The following is a 16,604-nucleotide window of genomic DNA, read 5'->3' as shown; positions in this document are numbered from 1 at the left end:
GTTTATGCCGGCGCTACCGCGGTCCGGCTAATGTGCCGCTGACCTGCACGAAAGCCTTCCGCAGATTAGCCCTCGGGGTGGCGGACAAGTGGTGCCCCCGGCAGGACTCGAACCTGCGGCCAAGTGCTTAGAAGGCACCTGCTCTATCCACTGAGCTACGGGGGCCGGAAGGTGGCCGTGGTGGGCCGTGCCGGGTCAAGGATAGAGCTCCGGTTGCCTTGTCCCGGTTGCTTCACCCGCGTGCCACGATGTGTAGGTTCGGTGAAGCGGTCCCGATAATCGCAGGCAGGTGCGATTCTCGCACCGCTTTTGCGCCGCGGCGCCCTGGGTGTTGTGCACTCGTTATGCCTGCGTCCCACTCGTCCACTGTGTCCAGGATGTCCCTCTGGAGTCGCGCTCGGCGCGCAGAGGACTTATAAGCTTCAAAAATGGTCCTAAATTGGGCATTCTTCGCATGTGGTGACCTTGGATGTTCGGCCTCAGCTGCTCGATGCCCTGTCCGCCCTGCGCGACCGGGTCGCGTCCGTGCGTCTGCCGCTGCCCCTGCCCGGCGCCCCACGCGCCCGCCAGACCAGAGCCGAGCTGCTCGCGCAGCTCGACGACTACCTCGTACCCCGGCTGAAGGCGCCCGAGGCGCCCATGCTCGCCGTCGTCGGCGGGTCCACCGGAGCCGGTAAGTCCACCCTCGTCAACTCCCTCGTCGGCCGCCAAGTGAGTGAAGCGGGGGTGCTCCGGCCGACGACGCGCATCCCCGTGCTCGTCTGCCATCCGGACGACCACCACTGGTTCGCCGGGATGCGGGTGCTGCCCGACCTGATGCGGGTCTGGGTCCCGCACGACGAGGACGAGGGCCCGCCCGCGGCACGAAAATCCCCCCGCGACCGAGGGCGCGGATCCGACCACGCGACCCGCGAGATGCGGATCGAGACCGTGTCCGGCCTGCCCCGCGGCCTCGCCATCCTCGACGCCCCCGACATCGACTCCCTCGTCGTCGAGAACCGGACGCTCGCCGCCCAACTCATCTGCGCCGCCGACGTCTGGGTCATGGTCACCACCGCGTCGCGGTACGCCGACGCCGTCCCCTGGCACCTGCTGCGCACCGCCAAGCAGTACAAGGCCACGCTCATCACCGTCCTCGACCGGGTCCCGCACCAGGTGCTCGCCGAGGTCTCGCGCCAGTACGCCGCACTCCTCACCCGGGCCGGGCTGGGCGACGTACCGCGCTTCACCGTGCCGGAGCTCCCCGAATCGGCGGGCGGCGGCGGGCTGCTGCCGGCCAGCGCCGTCGCGCCCCTCTTCGCCTGGCTCGCCCACCACGCGCAGGACCCGGCCGCCCGCCAGTACGCCGTCGGGCGGACCGCCCTCGGCGCGCTCGACTCCCTCGCGCGGCGGATGCCGGAGCTCGCCTCCGCCGTCGCCGCCCAGCACGCCGCCGCCGTACGGCTGACCGCCGCCGTCGAGGACGCGTACAAGAAGGAGGGCAAGCGGGTCCAGGGCCGCCTCGACCAGGGCGCCGTACTGGCCGGGGACGCGCTCACCCGCTGGCGCGGCTACCCCCTCGACACCAGCGCCGACGAACTGCTCGACTCCCTCGCCGAATCCCTCGCCGCACTGCTCCAGTGCGCCGTCGCCGCCGCCGACGAGCGCATCGCCGAGGCCTGGAAGCGAGAGCCGGCCTCCGGAGCCGTGCCGCTGCCCGCGCCCGACCGGGAAGCGGGCGAACGCATCGGCATGGCCGTACGGCGCTGGCGGCGCGTACTGGAGGAACTCGCCGAGGAAGAGGTCGCCGGGCTCGACAGGCAGCCGCCACCCGACCCCAGCGGCGTCGCCGCCCTCCTCGTCGCCGCACTCCTCGGCGGCAAGCGGGCCCGCCCGGCCGGCGAGCGGCTCGCCGAACGGATCGGCGCCCAGGCCGCGCTGCGGCTGCGCGACCGGGGCGCGGAACTGGTCGGCGACCACCTCGACCAGGTGCTGCGCGCCGAACGCGACCGCAGGCTCGCCCCCCTCGAAGCGCTGGAAGTGACCCCGGAGCCACAGGCCGAGCTCATCGCCGCACTGTCCCTACTGCAGAAGGAGAGGTGACGCGGTGAGCGCCCTGACCGACCCCGAGCCCGACGCCGACGCCGACGCCGACGCCGACCGCACCGACGCCCGCACCGGCGACCGCATCGACGACCGCTGGGACGACGGGCTCATCGCGCGCTCGCGCCGGGCGGGGGCGGACGAGGGCGAGGACGACACGGGCTCGGACGGAGACGACGCGCTCGTACGGGCCGTCTCCGGTGTCGGCAGCGACGGAGGCAAATCGGCGGCGCCCCCGCTCAGCCCCGAGGGCCGAGCCCTGCGGGCCCGCCTCGACGCGCTGCGCCAGCTCGTCGGCCTGTCCCGGACCAGGCTCGACGGCAAGACCCTCGCCGAGGCGGGCCGGGTGCTGGACGAAGCGGCCGCGCGCCGCGGGCTGTCACCGCAGCACACGGTCGTCGCGGTCGCCGGAGCCACCGGAAGCGGCAAGTCCACGCTGTTCAATTCACTCGCCGGAGTGCAGATCTCCGAAACCGGGCTGCGCCGGCCGACCACCGCCGCGCCCATCGCGTGCAGCTGGTCGGACGGGGCCGCCGGACTGCTGGACCGGCTGGAGATCCCCGGCCGGCTGCGCCGCCGGCCCCGCGAGACCTCGGAGACGGGGGCCCTGCGCGGCATGGTCCTCGTGGACCTGCCCGACCTGGACTCCGCCGTAGGCGCGCACCGCGACCACGTGGACCGCGTACTGGCCCTGGTCGACGCCGTGGTGTGGGTGGTGGACCCGGAGAAGTACGCGGACGCCGTCCTGCACGAGCGCTACCTGCGGCCGCTCGCCGGGCACGCGGAGGTGACCTTCGTCGTGCTGAACCAGGTGGACCGGCTGCCCGGGGAGGCCGCCGACCTCGTACTGGACGACCTGCGGCGGCTGCTCGACGAGGACGGGATCGCACTCGGCGAGCACGGCGAACCGGGGGCCACCGTGCTCGGACTTTCCGCCCTGACGGGTGAAGGGGTCGGGGAACTGCGCGAGCTCCTCGGACAGTTCACCCAGGAGAAGGGCGCCGCGACCCGGAGGATCTCCGCCGACGTCGACCGCGCGGCCGTGCGCCTGCGGCCGCTGTACGTGGCCGACGGGCACGCCGGGCCGGAGATCGGGGAGGCCGCGCGCGCCGAGTTCGAGGACCGGCTCGCGGAGGCGGTCGGGGCGTACGCCGCGGGTCTCGCCGCCGAGCGCGCCTGGCGACGCAACGCGGGAAAGGCGTGCGGGACGCCGTGGCTCCGGCTGTGGCGGTGGTACGAGAGCCGTCGCGCGCCCCGCACCCTGTCCGGCCTGGCCGCGCTGGCCGCGATCGGCGGCCGGGGCGCCGCCGCCGAGCAGGGCCCCGTCGAGGAGGAGGTGACCGCGCGCCAGCGCGTCGAGCAGGCCGTACGGGCGGTCGCCGACGAGGCGGTCACCGGCCTGCCCGAGCCCTGGGCGCAGGCGGTACGGGAGACCGCGGTGCGCGGCGCGGACCGGCTCCCGGAGGCGCTGGACGAGATCGCGGTGACCCTCGGCGCGGCGGTCGCGGTGCCGAGCGCCAAGCCGCCGAGGCCCGCGTGGTGGCCGGCGGCGGTGCTGGGGCAGGCGGCGATGACGCTGCTGCAGATCTACGGCGGGCTGTGGCTGGTCGGGCAGATCGTCGGGGTCCTGGAGCCGAGGCTGCTGCCGCCGGTGCTGCTGATGGTGGCGGGCATCATCGGGGGTCCGCTGGTGGAATGGGCCTGCTCGATCGCGGCCCGGGGCCCGGCGCGGCGCTACGGGCAGGACGCGGAGCGCAGGCTGCGGCAGGCCGCGGCCGGATGCGGGCGGGCCCGCGTGCTGGAACCGGTGGCGGCGGAACTGCTGCGCTACCGAGAGGTGCGCGAGCAGTACGCCGCGGTCGCCGCAGGGGGGACGAAGTTGTCCACAACCCGTCAGTAGTCCACAGGCCCGAGCGGGCGTCGGCGGTCCGCCCCAGCATGGTCCGTAGCTCGTACGGATGGTCCGCGCGGGCTCGGTACCGAGGGGGAGGGCGGCCGGGATGAACGACACCCAGGTGACGCTGGTGGGCTGCGTGGCGACGCGGATCGACTTCAAGGAGACGGCCGGCGGCCCGTCGGCGAGGTTCCGGTTCGCCGTGACGCCGAGGTACTACGACCGGCGCACGGAGGCCTGGACCGACGGGGCGACCAGCTTCTACACCGTGTGGGCGCGGCGCTCGCTCGCCGTGAACCTGGCCGGCTCCGTATCGGTCGGCGAACCGCTCGTGGTGCACGGGCGGCTGCGGGTCCGGGACGATCCCGCCGACGGAGAGGGCAACCGGTGGGTCTCCGCGGAGATCGACGCGACCGCCATCGGGCACGACCTGAACCGGGGCACGGCGGCCTTCCGGCGCGTGGTGAAGACGGACACCCCGCTGATGAGCACTCAGAAGGCGGCGGTGGTCTGAGTGTTCGAGGCGGATAGGATTCCCCGGTACTCACGGGCACCTGGGTCTTTGGCCCGAAGGGGAAGACTGTGTCGATTGCCGTTCCCGCATCCTCCGCTCCTGATCCCGCTCCTTCCGTACGGGGCTCCGCGCGGCGCCCGCTGGCGGTGGCCCTGCTGGCCGCCGCCCTCACCGCCGCGCCGGGCGGCGCCCGCGCGGCCGCAGACTCCGGCCCGGCTTCGCCCCGGGCACCGGAGGGCGCGAGCGCCGTGCTGGACGGGCTGAAGACGTACGGGCAGGCGGTCCTGCACTCCGGAGACGGGTCCGTGCGGCACATCCCGGCGGGCCTCTACGAGATGCGGGTCGACGGCGGCGGCATGCTCCAGACGTACGGCGTGGGAGTGGCCGGGAACGCGCAGCCGCAAGCCCGGTACACGGAGAGCGGCTGGAGCGGCAGCCCGCTCGCCGGGAACGGGGAGGCTGGCCGGATCCGCTGGGTCCTGGAGCACTCCTACCCCCAGCTGAACGATCTGGCCGGGCTCGCCAAGGCGGCCGGGGCCGAGGCGCTCACCGCGGAGAGCGCGGCGGCCGGGACCCAGGTGGCGATCTGGCGGCTGGCGGACAAGGTGCAGGTCGAGGCGGCGGACCCGGCTGCGGAGAAGCTGGCGGACTACCTCCAGAAGGCGGCGGGGCGGCTGCCCGAGCCGCCGGCCTCGCTGGCGCTCGACCCGGGCGACGTCTCGGGGGCGGTGGGCACCCGGATCGGCCCGGTGACCGTGCGCACCGGGGCGCGGAGCGTCTCCGTGGTCCCCGACACCGCGGCCCTCGCGATGGGGGTGCGCGTGGTGGACGCCGAGGGGCGGCCCCTGGACACCGCCGTCCACGGCACCCGGCTGTACTTCGAGGTGCCCGCGGGCACCCCCGACGGGGTGGCTTCGGTCACCGTCCACGGGGCGACCAAGGTGCCCGTCGGCCGGGTCTTCACCAGCGAGGTCCCGGCCCAGGCGCAGATCGTGGCCGGCTCCAGCGAGTCCGCGTCCACCGCCACCGCGACCGCACTGTGGCCCGAGCCCGCGGCCCCCCAGCCGGGCGCCGCCGCCGACCCGGTGGGCACCGCCGCCCTGGGCACCCGCGCGGCCCCCGTCTCCCCGACCACCCCCGAGGAAGAACGCCTGGCCACCAGCGGCAGCTCGGCGGCGACCCCGGTCATCGCCTCCCTGGCGGTGGGCCTGGTGGTCCTGGGCGGCCTGGTGGTCCTCCTGCTCCGCAAGCGCCCCCAGGACGAGGAGGACGGCCCGGCCGCGTAAGCCCGGGCGCCGCGACCGAGATCAAGGGGCACCTTCGGTCAGCCTGGGCCGTCTGTGGGTCGTCAGGGGTGCAAAGGTCGGCCTTCAGGGGCCGACCGCAGGTCGATCGCGCCGTTCCCCACGCCCAGATCGGCCCGCATCGTGCCGAGCATCTGCTCCCACCGGTCCCAGAGCCGAACGAAGTCTGTTCGAAATCTGCTGAACTTCCTGTGGGCCGTGCACAAGGGTGCGGTGACCGCAGAAGCGAGGGAAGTGGTCGAAGAGGCCCGTCGCGAATCCCACTCGGTCTTCGCCGAGGCCCAGATGGTGGCGTCCCGACTGCACGCGAGCCAGCAGGCGTGGCGACAGCACGGACGCTATGAGCGTCCCCGCGACGCCCACCACCGCGGCCGCCAACCCGATCAGTGTGCTTCCCACCGGACCCCCTGTATGACTTGGCACGTCTGTCATGGCAGGGGGCATCGTGCCCCGTGGTGAGGCGACGGCGCGCGCCGTTCAGGCACATCGCCGCCGCCTCACCACGCCGTCCCCGGTCCCACGGGCACCGGTCCGATAGCCGGGGCCCCGCCTACCAGGCCCGGCGCGGGTCCCGCAGTTCCTCCGGGGTCTGCTCGGGCAGCCACGTGTGCCCGACGTCCGTGCGCCACAGGTACCCGGGGTGGGGTGGGTACTCCTGCGTGGGCGGGGCCGGCCTGTGGAAGCGTTCGGTGTCCGGCAGCGGCAGCTCCACCAGCTTCCCCTCGCGGAACATCCACAGCCCGAAGCAGTCGTCCTCCTCGTCGTGGAGCATGACCTGCACGCACTCCGGGCTGTTCCACGGCAGTGCCTCCAGGTCCTTCAGGACCCCGGTGCGCTGGCTCTCCCGGAAGAACTCCAGGTACCACCCGCCGACGAACCAGCCCGGTATCGGCTCGAACCGGCCGCGCCATGTACGCGACTCGTCGTCCCGCGTCAGCGGCTCCATCACCTCGCCCTCGTACCGGGCCAGCACCAGGACCTGCGCCATTCTGCTCATGGCCGTATGTGACCGCACGCGGCACCCGCGGGCAAGCCGATTCCCCGGAGGGGGCCCAGGGACGGCCGATGACGGCCGATGACGACCCGTGACGGCCACGACCGTCAGGTACCCCTCCGGGCGGCGCCCGGTTCAGGGGCCCCGACCACACGCGTTTCCCCCGGGGTATGGACGCCTGGCAAGATGGGGTGTATCTGCCCACCATCGATCTGCCGGACGGTTTCTCTTGGCTGAGTTCATCTACACCATGCGCAAGACGCGCAAGGCGCACGGCGACAAGGTGATTCTTGATGACGTCACCCTGAACTTCCTGCCCGGCGCGAAGATCGGTGTGGTCGGCCCGAACGGTGCCGGTAAGTCCACCGTTCTGAAGATCATGGCGGGCCTGGAGCAGCCGTCCAACGGCGACGCCTTCATCACGCCCGGCTTCACCGTCGGCATCCTCATGCAGGAGCCCAAGCTCGACGAGTCGAAGACCGTCCTGGAGAACGTCCAGGACGGCGCCGCCGAGACCGTCGCGAAGCTCAACCGCTTCAACGAGGTCGCCGAGCTGATGGCGACCGACTACTCGGACGCGCTCCTCGACGAGATGGGCAAGCTCCAGGAGGACCTCGACCACTCCAACGCCTGGGACCTCGACGCCCAGCTGGAGCAGGCCATGGACGCCCTGGGCTGCCCGCCCGGCGACTGGCCGGTCACCAACCTCTCCGGTGGCGAGAAGCGCCGCGTAGCGCTCTGCAAGCTGCTGATCGAGGCCCCGGACCTGCTCCTCCTCGACGAGCCCACCAACCACCTCGACGCCGAGTCGGTGAACTGGCTGGAGCAGCACCTCTCGCAGTACAAGGGCGCCGTCGTGGCCGTCACCCACGACCGTTACTTCCTGAACAACGTCGCCGAGTGGATCCTCGAGCTCGACCGCGGCCGCGCGCACCCCTACGAGGGCAACTACTCCACCTACCTGGAGAAGAAGGCCACCCGCCTCAAGGTCGAGGGCCGCAAGGACGAGAAGCGCCAGAAGCGCCTCAAGGAAGAGCTGGAGTGGGTGCGGTCCAACGCCAAGGGGCGTCAGACCAAGTCCAAGGCCCGTCTGGCCCGCTACGAGGAGATGGCGGCCGAGGCGGACAAGATGCGGAAGCTGGACTTCGAGGAGATCCAGATCCCGCCGGGCCCGCGCCTCGGTTCCATCGTCGTCGAGGTCAACAACCTCTCCAAGGCCTTCGGCGACAAGGTCCTCATCGACGACCTGTCCTTCACGCTGCCGCGCAACGGCATCGTGGGCATCATCGGCCCGAACGGCGCCGGCAAGACCACGCTCTTCAAGATGATCCAGGGCCTGGAGGCGCCGGACTCCGGCTCCGTCAAGATCGGCGAGACCGTCAAGATCTCGTACGTCGACCAGAGCCGCGCCAACATCGACCCCAAGAAGACGCTCTGGGCGGTCGTGTCGGACGAGCTGGACTACATCAACGTGGGCCAGGTCGAGATGCCGTCCCGCGCGTACGTCAGCGCCTTCGGCTTCAAGGGCCCGGACCAGCAGAAGCCGGCCGGCGTCCTCTCCGGTGGTGAGCGCAACCGCCTCAACCTGGCGCTGACGCTCAAGGAGGGCGGCAACCTGCTGCTCCTCGACGAGCCCACCAACGACCTCGACGTCGAGACCCTGTCGTCGCTCGAGAACGCGCTGCTGGAATTCCCCGGTGCGGCCGTGGTCATCTCCCACGACCGCTGGTTCCTCGACCGAGTCGCCACGCACATCCTGGCGTACGAGGGCGAGTCCAAGTGGTACTGGTTCGAGGGCAACTTCGAGTCGTACGAGAAGAACAAGGTCGAGCGTCTGGGCCCGGACGCGGCCCGTCCGCACCGTGCCACCTACAAGAAGCTCACCCGAGGCTGAGGCCGTCACCATGGCCAGACACCACTACCAGTGCCCCCTGCGCTGGTCGGACATGGATTCCTTCGGCCACGTGAACAACGTGGTCTTCCTCCGCTACCTGGAGGAGGCGAGGATCGACTTCATGTTCCGGCTGGCGCCCGGGGAGGGCAGCGAGTCCTTCACGGGCGGGTCCGTCGTGGCCCGCCACGAGATCGACTACAAGCTGCCCCTCGTGCACCGGCACGAGCCGGTGCTCATCGAATCGTGGGTGACCCGGATAGGCGCCGCGTCCCTGACCATCGGTTACGAGGTCAAGGACGCGGCGACCGAGGACGCGCCCGAGAAGGTCTACGTGCGCGCCTCGACCGTGGTCGTGCCCTACAACCTCGCCGAGGGGCGGCCCCGCCGCATCACGGCCGAGGAGAGGTACTTCCTGGAGGAGTACCTCGACGAGCCCGAGGCCCGGCACGGCTCCGAAAGGCGCCTCGCGGCATGAACGAGCAGTTGCGCTTCGCCGACTCCGGGGAGGCGGCGGACCTCGCCGCCTTCCTGGGGCGGCTGGTGCACTACGACCGCGCCGCCGCCGTTCGCCTCCAGGCCGGCGGCGGCGCGCTCGCCGTTTTCGGCCGGCCGCCGTCCTTCGAGGTCCTGGCCGTCCGCACGGTGCGGCTCGCCGCGCCCGTGCAGGCGCCGCTGGACCTGACGGTCTCCGCCGGTGAGCTCCTGGAGCACGTGGACGAGGCCTCGGCCACGGCCACCGTCCCCGGGGCGGTCACCGGCCCGCCCTGGACCGGGGTGCTCCCGCCCCGCGGCGGCTGGCAGCAGGTGCCCGGGCTGCCCGGCACCGAGGACATGAGGGCGGCCGTCACGGCGGCCGTCGCCGAGTTCCGGGCCCGCGACGAGGCCCTGCCCGCCCAGCACCGGACCCGCTCGGAACGCGACCGCATCGGCCGCGAGATCTGGTCCCGGACGCTGGGCGACACCGAACTTCCGCTGCGGGCCGTACACGCCGCGCAGTCCCTGGGCTTCCTGCGGCCCGTCCGGTCCACCGTGACCGCGGGCGGGCCGGCCACGGCCGCCCCCGACCCGGTGGCCCTGCTCGCCGCCGGGAGCTGGCTGCGGCTGCGCACCCCGTACGGCTCCGTCGCCATGCGCCGCCCCGGCGCCACCGGCGGCCTGGGCGCCCTCCAGGTCCGGCCGGTGTAGCAGGCCCCGCGTTCCGCTTCGGAACGCGGGGGCCGTCCGGATCGGTGGGCCGTCCGGATCAGCCCGCGGTGTTGATCATCGAGGCGGCCGCGTACGTCAGGTACTTCCACAGCTGCGCCTCGTGCTCCGGCGCCAGGCCCAGCTCGTCCACCGCGACCCGCATGTGCTTCAGCCAGGCGTCGTGCGCCGCCGCGTCCACCTGGAAGGGGGCGTGGCGCATCCGCAGGCGCGGGTGGCCGCGGTGCTCGCTGTACGTGGTCGGACCCCCCCAGTACTGCATCAGGAACAGCGCGAACCGCTCCTCGGCGGGGCCCAGGTCCTCCTCCGGGTACATCGGGCGCAGCAGCGGGTCCTCGGCGACCCCCTGGTAGAAACGCCGGACCAGGCGGCGGAAGGTCTCCTCGCCGCCCACCTGCTCGTAGAAGGTCTGCTCCTGAAGCGTGCCCCGCGGAATCTCATTCACCCGACCATCGTCTCAGACGCCCGGACGGAGGACCGGGGTCCTAGGACCTACTCGGAGGCGTTCGCACTCGCCTCCCGGGCCCCCGCGCAGCACAGTGGAGACATGGGCGCACACACCTCACGCACCACCGCGGTACGGGACCTGCGGGAGACCGCGCACGCCGCCCAGGTGCGGGAGCTGACGGCCGCCGGGGTGCTGGAGGATCCGCGCTGGCGGGCGGCCTTCGCCGCCGTGCCCCGGCACGTCTTCGTGCCGTACTTCTGGACCGGGCGTGGAGCGGGCCACGAGCGGCTCTGGGCCGAGGACCCCGACCCCGAGCGGCGGGCCCGCTGGCTGCGCGGGGTCTACGCCGACACCCCCCTCGCGACCCGGCTGCGCGACGGCCGGCTGGTCTCCTCCAGCAGCCAGCCCTCCCTGATGGCGAAGATGCTGGCGGCGCTGGAGGTGCGCGACGGCGACCGGGTCCTGGAGATCGGCGCGGGCACCGGCTACAACGCCGCCCTGCTGTGCCACCGCCTGGGCGACGAGCTCGTCACGACCGTGGACCTGGACGAGGAGATCACCGAGTCGGCGCGGGCCCACCTGGCGCTGCTCGGCTACCACCCGACGGTGATCACCGGCGACGGGGCCCGCGGCTGCCCCTCCCGGGCCCCCTTCGACCGGATCATGGTGACCTGCACGCTGCCGATGATCCCGGTCGCCTGGCTCGGTCAGTGCCGGGCCGGGGCGCGGATCCTGGCCCCGCTGTCGACCGGGCTGATCGCCCTCACGGTCCGGGACCCCGACTTCGCCGAGGGGCACTTCCTGCACACCCCGGCCTACTTCGTCCCGCTGCGCGGGGCCACGGCGGCGCCGCCGCCCACCGAGATCGGGGAGGTGCACGGTCTCCCGTACGAGATGGTGGAGAACGAGCGCTTCCAATTCATGCTGGTGCTGACCGACGGCGTACTGCACCCCCGCGAGGCGCTGGACCTGTGGCGGAGCGAGGACCGGCCGGGCCGTGAGCGCTTCGGGGTCACCGTGAGCGCCGAGGGCCAGTGGTCGTGGCTCGACGACCCCCAGGGGCCCTACGTATGGCCCCTGGGGGACGGGTGAACCGGCCGGTCGGCGGCCGCGGCATTCAGCCCCGGCGGATCGTGATGGTGGTCCAGGCGCCCACGTGGACGCGGTCGCCGTCGGCGAGCGGCACTGGGACGTAGGGCTGGATCGGCTCCTCGCCGCCGTTGATGGTGGTGCCGTTGGTGGAGTTCTGGTCCACCACCGCCCAGCTCAGGTCGGGCTGCTGGACGAGCACGGCGTGCGCGTGCGAGACACCCGGGTCCTCCGGGGGCACCGACAGGTCGATGTCGGGGGACTCGCCCGTGGAGGCGCGCCGGCGGCCGATGGTGATCTGGCCGCCGGAGAGCGGAAGGTGCTGCTCCGGGGAGTACGCGGGCAGGTTGAGCCCGGCCGCCTCGGGGCCGCTGCGCTGCATCATCGCCATGAAGTACGAGCGGTCGGGGCCGATCGTCGCGGTCCACGCGCCGCCCTGGGCGGGGAACGGCTGCTGCGGGGCCTGCTGCTGGTACTGGGGCGCGTACTGCTGCTGCGGAGGCTGAGGCGGCGCCTGGTGCTGCTGCTGGTGCGGCTGGTGCTGCGGCGGGGGCTGCTGCTGGTACTCGTGCTGCTGGGGAGGCTGCGGGGGCGCCGGAGGCTGCTGGTACTGCTGCTGCTGCTGCTGCGGAGGCCGGCGGTATTCCTGCGGCTGCTCGTGCGCGGGCGGCGGCAGCAGCCAGTCGTCCTCGCGCTGGAGCGGCTCGGCCGGTCGGTTCACCCGGGACGGCCGCGAGCCCTGGTACTCGAAGTGGTCCTGGGAGTAGGTCGCGGGCGCCGGAGGCGGCGGCGGAGGCGTGGCGCCGGTCCGGGGGCCGGGTCCGGCGGTGGGCGTCCGCGTCAGGTAGTTGTACCGGCACTCCTCGCAGAACGGGGCCATGGCCTCGCGCGGGGTGCGGCACTGCGGGCAGAGCTCGGCCTGGACGGTCGCGGCACCACCGGTCGGGGGGAAGCCGTAGCCGTAGGAGGGCGCCGCGGGCGGCGCCTCCTGGGCCGCCATGCGGTGGCCGCAGACCTCGCACCAGTCGTCGGAGGCGGACTGGTGCCCGTTCGGGCAGGTCGGCATGGCGGCGCTTCCCCCTTCTTCTCCCTGCCTCATCACGGCAGGTCTTCTCAGGTCTTCTTCACTCGGACGGTCTGTGTCGATCGCGTTTCGAGGGTCATCTCGTCGGCGTCGGCGACCTTGGGTTTCAGCCGCACAGTACCCGCCACCGCATCCACGACATCCACCACCTTCGCCAGAAGCTTCGCAGTGTCGGCGTTTCCGGACGCGCTCGCAAGCTGTACGGCGCGTCCGAGCTTGGCCGTGGCGCCGTCGACATCGCCCAGTTTGCGCGCTTCCAGGCCCTGCTGGATAGCCTGCGCCAGCTCCGCCTGCCCGGTGTAGTGCGCGACCTGCGGGTTCATCGCCGTGGAAGCGGCCAGATCGTTCGTCCACACCGCGCGGACCAGACCCTGGGCGAGCGTGGTGACCGGCTCGCCGGGCGCCGCCCCCGGCAGGACGAGCGTCGCGCGGGCCGCGAGCATCTCCTGGCCCACGGCGGCGCCCGGGACGCGGACGCACACGTGGTACTCGCGGGACTCGTCGCCCCACGAGCCGGTCGGGTAGTCGCCGGCCCGCGGCCCGGCCTCGGTGCGCCGGTCGGTCAGGTCCTGCACGGTGGGCGCGACCTGCTTCACGTACTGGATCTCCACGCCGACCGGGGTCCACAGGCGCAGCGCGACGTCCGCGACCTCCTTGCCCATGACGTTCTCCATCATGCGCGTGAAGTCCTCGGCGAGGTGGGCCGGGTCGGCCACGATGTCGGCGGAGCCGAGGAGCGCGCTCGCGATGCCGGTGACCTCCTTGACCTCCCAGTCGGTGCCCACACCGCGCGCGTCGCAGGTGAAGCGGCCCGCGCAGGCGTCGAGGGTGGCCCGGAGCACGGCCGGCTCCTCGTGCTCGTTGCGGCCGTCGGTGAGCAGGATGCCGTGCCGGATCGTGGCGGAGGACCGGCGCAGCAGCCCGTCGGCGAGCCGCAGCCAGGTGCCGATGGCGGTGCCGCCGCCGGAGCTGAGCCCGCGCAGGGCCTCCTTGGCCTGGGCCCGGGTGGTCGGGTCAGCGACGGCGAGACCGCCCTGGCCCGGGTAGACCTCCTTGGCCACGTGCGTACCGGCGATCACGGCGAACGAGGTGCCGTCGCGCAGGGTGTCGATCGCGGCCGCGGTGGCCTCGCGGGCGCCGCGCATCTTGTCCGGCGGGTACTCCATCGACCCCGAGCAGTCGACCATGATCACGACGGCGGCCGTGCCGTGGGCCACGCTCGCGCGGGTGGCGGTGGCGCCACCGGTGGCGGTGACCGTGACGATGGCGTGGACGTCCCGCCCGCCCTCGGGGAGGAACTCGTTCTGGTACACCTCCACGCTGAAGCGCGGGGCGCTCGGCTTGGCGAAGTTCGCCATCGGTTGGACTCCTTGGGGCTCGGGCGGGCGGGCAGGCGGGTCAGGCCTGGGGGCGCGCTTCCGCTTCCGGTACGGGTTGCCGTTCCGGTTCCGCTTCGGCTGCCGGTGACGGGTCCGCGAGTGCCGTGAACGGGACCACGGCCACGGTGACGTTGTCGTGCCCGCCGCCGTCCAGCGCGTGGCCCACCAGGACCTGCGCACTGTGCAGCGGGCGGGTGGCGGCGTCCGCGGGCAGCACCTGGGCCATCTCCCGCGCGGACTCCGCGTAGTTCCACAGGCCGTCGGTGCAGACCACGACCACGCCGGGGTGGTCCGGCTTGAAGGTGGCGGTGTGCGGTTCGAGGTCGTACGCGTCGGCGCCGAGCCAGCCGGTGATGGCGTGCGCGCGGACATCGGCGTACGCCTCGGCCTCGCCCATCAGGCCGGCAGCGACCATCTGGGCCGCCCACGAGTCGTCCTCGGTGAGCCGCCGGGGGAGCGCGGCCCGGTCGTCCGGCACCCAGTAGGCGCGGCTGTCGCCGACCCAGCCGATGGTCAGCAGGCCGCTGCCGACGACGGCACCGACCAGGGTGCAGGCGGGGGCGTTCTGCGCGCCGGGAACCTCGGGGGCCAGGGCGTTCACCGCCGCGGAGGCCGCGAGGATCGCGTCGTGCATGGCCTCCTGCGGGTGGGCGCCGCGGGGGAGCGCGTCGAGCAGCGCCTCGTTGGCGGCTGCCGCGGCGGCGGCCGAAGCCTCGTCGGGGCGGCTGGCCGAGGAGACGCCGTCGCAGACGATGGCCACGGTCGCGGTGGAGCCGTTCGGCAGGGCGGTGGCCGCCACGGCGAACGAATCCTCGTTGCGGTGGTGGCGCAGGCCCCGGTCGCTGACCGCGGCGACGCTGCCGAGCTCCTCCTCCAAGTGGTCCCGCTCGCGCGGCTGCGCGTGGCCGCAGTGCTCGCAGTACCCGTCGGTGTCCACACGGCCGGAGCGGCAGGCGACGCAGGTCTTGCCGGTCCCCTGCGGGGCTTCGGCCGCGGCTTCGGCCACGCCCCACGCGATCCCCTCCGGGGGCGTGGAGGTGCCCTGCGCGACGGTGCCTTCCGGCGGCGTGGTGCCGCCGGGCAGGTCGTACCTGGCCTGCGGCCCTTCCGGCCCGCCGCCGTGCGCGTGCTCCGCCGAGCTCGGGGTCCAGGCCGGGGCACCGGCCGGTGCCTGCGGTGCCTGTGGTGCCTGCGGTGCCTGTGGGGCGGGGGCGGTCCACTCGGCCGGGCCGTCGACCAGGGTCGGCGCGGCCGAGGCCGCCGTGCCCCAGCCGGGGGCGGGTGCGGCGGAGCCGTAGGACTCGCCGGGGGACGGGGCCCCGTACCCGGCCGGGACCGGACCCGCCGCTCCGGGGGCGGCCGTCGGGGCCGGTGGCGCCGGGGGGAGCTCGATCGTCGGGCGGTCCGTGGACGCCGCCGGGGGAGGGGCGGTGACCGCGTATCCGCAGACTCCGCAGAAACGGTCACCCTCCTCCAGGGGTTCCGCGCAGCTGGGGCAGCCCGACGGCCGATGCATCGACATCACTCACACCCACGTCCGGGGACGGAAACGGTTTGCCCGCTCCACCAGTTCGATCCTCTCCTCGCCCCGCTGCGCCAGCCGCGCGAGCACGCGGTACGAGCGCTCCAAGCCGAAGCGCAGGCCCCGCTCGTCCAGTTGACTGCCGAGCAGCGAGGTCCGGCCGGGGTCGGAACCCCGGCTACCCGACAGTACCCAGTCCAGGGCCGAGCCCAGAACTTCGGTGGCGAGCCGCTCGTGGCGCTCGGGGTCCAGACCGAATCGCCGCAGCGCCTCCACCTGGTCGGCGGCGGCCGTCAGATCGGTCAGCAGCGGCTCCTGCGGCGACCGGTCGCGCAGACGTGCGCGTACGGCTGCCACCCGGGCGGCGGTGTAGTGGATGGACGCCTCCGGTACGGATTCCAGCGTGCGCACGGCTCCGTCCCGGTCGCCGGTGGCCAGCTGGACCCGGGCCAGACCGAAGGCCGCGCTGACGAAGCCGGGGTCGGTGCTCCACACGAGGCGGTAGTACTCGGCGGCGTTGTCCAACTGGCCCAGCACCTCCGCGCACAGCCCGAGGGCCAGCTTCGGCGCGGGCTCGCCCGGGAAGGCGTCGTAGATCGCGTCGAAGGACAGGGCCGCGATCTCGTTGTCCCCGGTGGCCAGCGAGGCGATGCCGCGGGCCCACACCACGCGCCAGTCGTCCGGATGCAGGGCCTCCAGATCCGTCAGCGTGCGGGACGCCTCCGGCAGTTCGCCCAGTTCGAGGCGGGCCCGCAGCTCGCGCAGTCGCAGCTCGGCGGAGTCCGCCGGAGCCGAGCCGAGGGCGGCCAGCAGGTCGCCGGGCGCGGAGGCCAGCAGGCCGGCCAGGAACCCGGCGTTCGGGTCGCCCGCGTCCACGAGCGGCACGGGCAGCGCGAGGGCGGTGCCCCGCGGGTCGACCCGGGCCGCCGCTGCCGCTCCCGCGGGGGGCAGGGGGGATACGGGTGCGGGGCCGGCCCCCGCGCCCCTGGCGGCCACGGCCGGAGCCTGCCGAGGCCCGGGCACCGGCGCCCCGGCCACGTGCGTGGCAGCGGTGCCGATCCCAGCCACGGCCCCGCCAGCGGGACCCGCCGCGGGGGCTCCTGCGGGCAACGGGTTCGCCCACGCGCCGGGCGCTGCCCCGGGCACGGCCACACCGCCGGGCGGCGTCCCGCCCCCGGGCGCCTGGCCCCACGTACC

At 73.6% G+C, this 16,604-nt stretch carries 14 protein-coding genes and 1 tRNA gene; 8 read left to right on the top strand and 7 right to left on the bottom strand.

Annotation, left to right across the window (positions count from 1 at the left end; genetic code table 11):
- Positions 1-89 precede the first annotated feature (89 nt).
- Positions 90-165: transfer RNA gene (locus tag ACFV9H_RS28300), tRNA-Arg, on the bottom strand.
- 300 nt (positions 166-465) lie between these two features.
- On the opposite strand from ACFV9H_RS28300, the gene ACFV9H_RS28295 reads away from it, so the two are divergent.
- The 4 genes from ACFV9H_RS28295 to ACFV9H_RS28280 all read left to right on the top strand — a co-directional run bounded on the left by ACFV9H_RS28295 (position 466) and on the right by ACFV9H_RS28280 (position 5,776).
- Positions 466-2,082, top strand: a complete 1,617-nt coding sequence (locus ACFV9H_RS28295) for a dynamin family protein (protein WP_385403512.1) — start codon at positions 466-468, stop codon at positions 2,080-2,082.
- A 4-nt stretch (positions 2,083-2,086) separates the two neighbouring features.
- The gene (locus ACFV9H_RS28290) at positions 2,087-3,982 is read left to right on the top strand and encodes a GTPase (protein ID WP_385403510.1); all 1,896 of its coding nucleotides are present in this window, start codon (positions 2,087-2,089) and stop codon (positions 3,980-3,982) included.
- A gap of 100 nt (positions 3,983-4,082) precedes the next feature.
- Positions 4,083-4,490, top strand: coding sequence for a single-stranded DNA-binding protein (locus ACFV9H_RS28285; RefSeq protein WP_385403508.1), 408 nt, complete (start codon positions 4,083-4,085; stop codon positions 4,488-4,490).
- A 68-nt stretch (positions 4,491-4,558) separates the two neighbouring features.
- Positions 4,559-5,776 carry a thioester domain-containing protein gene (locus ACFV9H_RS28280; RefSeq protein WP_385403505.1) on the top strand — a complete coding sequence of 406 codons (1,218 nt, stop codon included), beginning with the start codon at positions 4,559-4,561 and terminating at the stop codon, positions 5,774-5,776.
- A gap of 568 nt (positions 5,777-6,344) precedes the next feature.
- Here the strand turns inward: ACFV9H_RS28280 and ACFV9H_RS28275 are convergent.
- On the bottom strand, positions 6,345-6,791 hold the full coding sequence (locus ACFV9H_RS28275; protein ID WP_385403502.1) for a hypothetical protein: 447 nt from the start codon (positions 6,789-6,791) through the stop codon (positions 6,345-6,347).
- A gap of 226 nt (positions 6,792-7,017) precedes the next feature.
- On the opposite strand from ACFV9H_RS28275, the gene ettA reads away from it, so the two are divergent.
- Genes ettA through ACFV9H_RS28260 form a run of 3 tightly spaced genes read left to right on the top strand, consistent with a single transcriptional unit; the run spans position 7,018 to position 9,867 of the window.
- A complete protein-coding gene (gene ettA, locus ACFV9H_RS28270; protein WP_385403499.1) occupies positions 7,018-8,682 on the top strand; it encodes an energy-dependent translational throttle protein EttA in 1,665 nt (554 codons plus the stop codon).
- 10 nt (positions 8,683-8,692) lie between these two features.
- On the top strand, positions 8,693-9,157 hold the full coding sequence (locus ACFV9H_RS28265; protein WP_385403497.1) for an acyl-CoA thioesterase: 465 nt from the start codon (positions 8,693-8,695) through the stop codon (positions 9,155-9,157).
- Positions 9,154-9,867, top strand: a complete 714-nt coding sequence (locus ACFV9H_RS28260; RefSeq protein ID WP_385403494.1) for a hypothetical protein — start codon at positions 9,154-9,156, stop codon at positions 9,865-9,867. Before ACFV9H_RS28265 ends, ACFV9H_RS28260 begins: the two co-directional genes overlap by 4 nt.
- Positions 9,868-9,925: 58 nt before the next feature.
- On the opposite strand, the gene ACFV9H_RS28255 is transcribed toward ACFV9H_RS28260, so the two are convergent.
- The gene (locus tag ACFV9H_RS28255; protein WP_329385453.1) at positions 9,926-10,330 is read right to left on the bottom strand and encodes a globin; all 405 of its coding nucleotides are present in this window, start codon (positions 10,328-10,330) and stop codon (positions 9,926-9,928) included.
- Positions 10,331-10,432: 102 nt separating this feature from the next.
- Between ACFV9H_RS28255 and ACFV9H_RS28250 the strand changes: the two genes are divergently transcribed.
- The gene (locus tag ACFV9H_RS28250; RefSeq protein WP_385403491.1) at positions 10,433-11,425 is read left to right on the top strand and encodes a methyltransferase domain-containing protein; all 993 of its coding nucleotides are present in this window, start codon (positions 10,433-10,435) and stop codon (positions 11,423-11,425) included.
- A 25-nt stretch (positions 11,426-11,450) separates the two neighbouring features.
- Here ACFV9H_RS28250 and ACFV9H_RS28245 read toward each other — a convergent pair whose 3' ends face one another.
- The 4 genes from ACFV9H_RS28245 to ACFV9H_RS28230 form a co-directional block, all read right to left on the bottom strand.
- Positions 11,451-12,488 carry an FHA domain-containing protein gene (locus tag ACFV9H_RS28245; RefSeq protein ID WP_385403488.1) on the bottom strand — a complete coding sequence of 346 codons (1,038 nt, stop codon included), beginning with the start codon at positions 12,486-12,488 and terminating at the stop codon, positions 11,451-11,453.
- A gap of 47 nt (positions 12,489-12,535) precedes the next feature.
- The gene (locus ACFV9H_RS28240) at positions 12,536-13,864 is read right to left on the bottom strand and encodes a VWA domain-containing protein (protein WP_385403486.1); all 1,329 of its coding nucleotides are present in this window, start codon (positions 13,862-13,864) and stop codon (positions 12,536-12,538) included.
- A 40-nt stretch (positions 13,865-13,904) separates the two neighbouring features.
- Positions 13,905-15,401, bottom strand: a complete 1,497-nt coding sequence (locus ACFV9H_RS28235; protein WP_385403577.1) for a protein phosphatase 2C domain-containing protein — start codon at positions 15,399-15,401, stop codon at positions 13,905-13,907.
- 9 nt (positions 15,402-15,410) lie between these two features.
- The coding region (locus ACFV9H_RS28230; RefSeq protein WP_385403483.1) for a tetratricopeptide repeat protein at positions 15,411-16,604 on the bottom strand (1,194 nt) is incomplete at its 5' end.

It is taken from the genome of Streptomyces sp. NPDC059874, assembly GCF_042731135.1.
Lineage (GTDB): Bacteria > Actinomycetota > Actinomycetes > Streptomycetales > Streptomycetaceae > Streptomyces.
The sequence above is the reverse complement of the archived record's forward strand: the minus strand, read 5'-3'. Positions and strand labels throughout refer to the sequence as shown.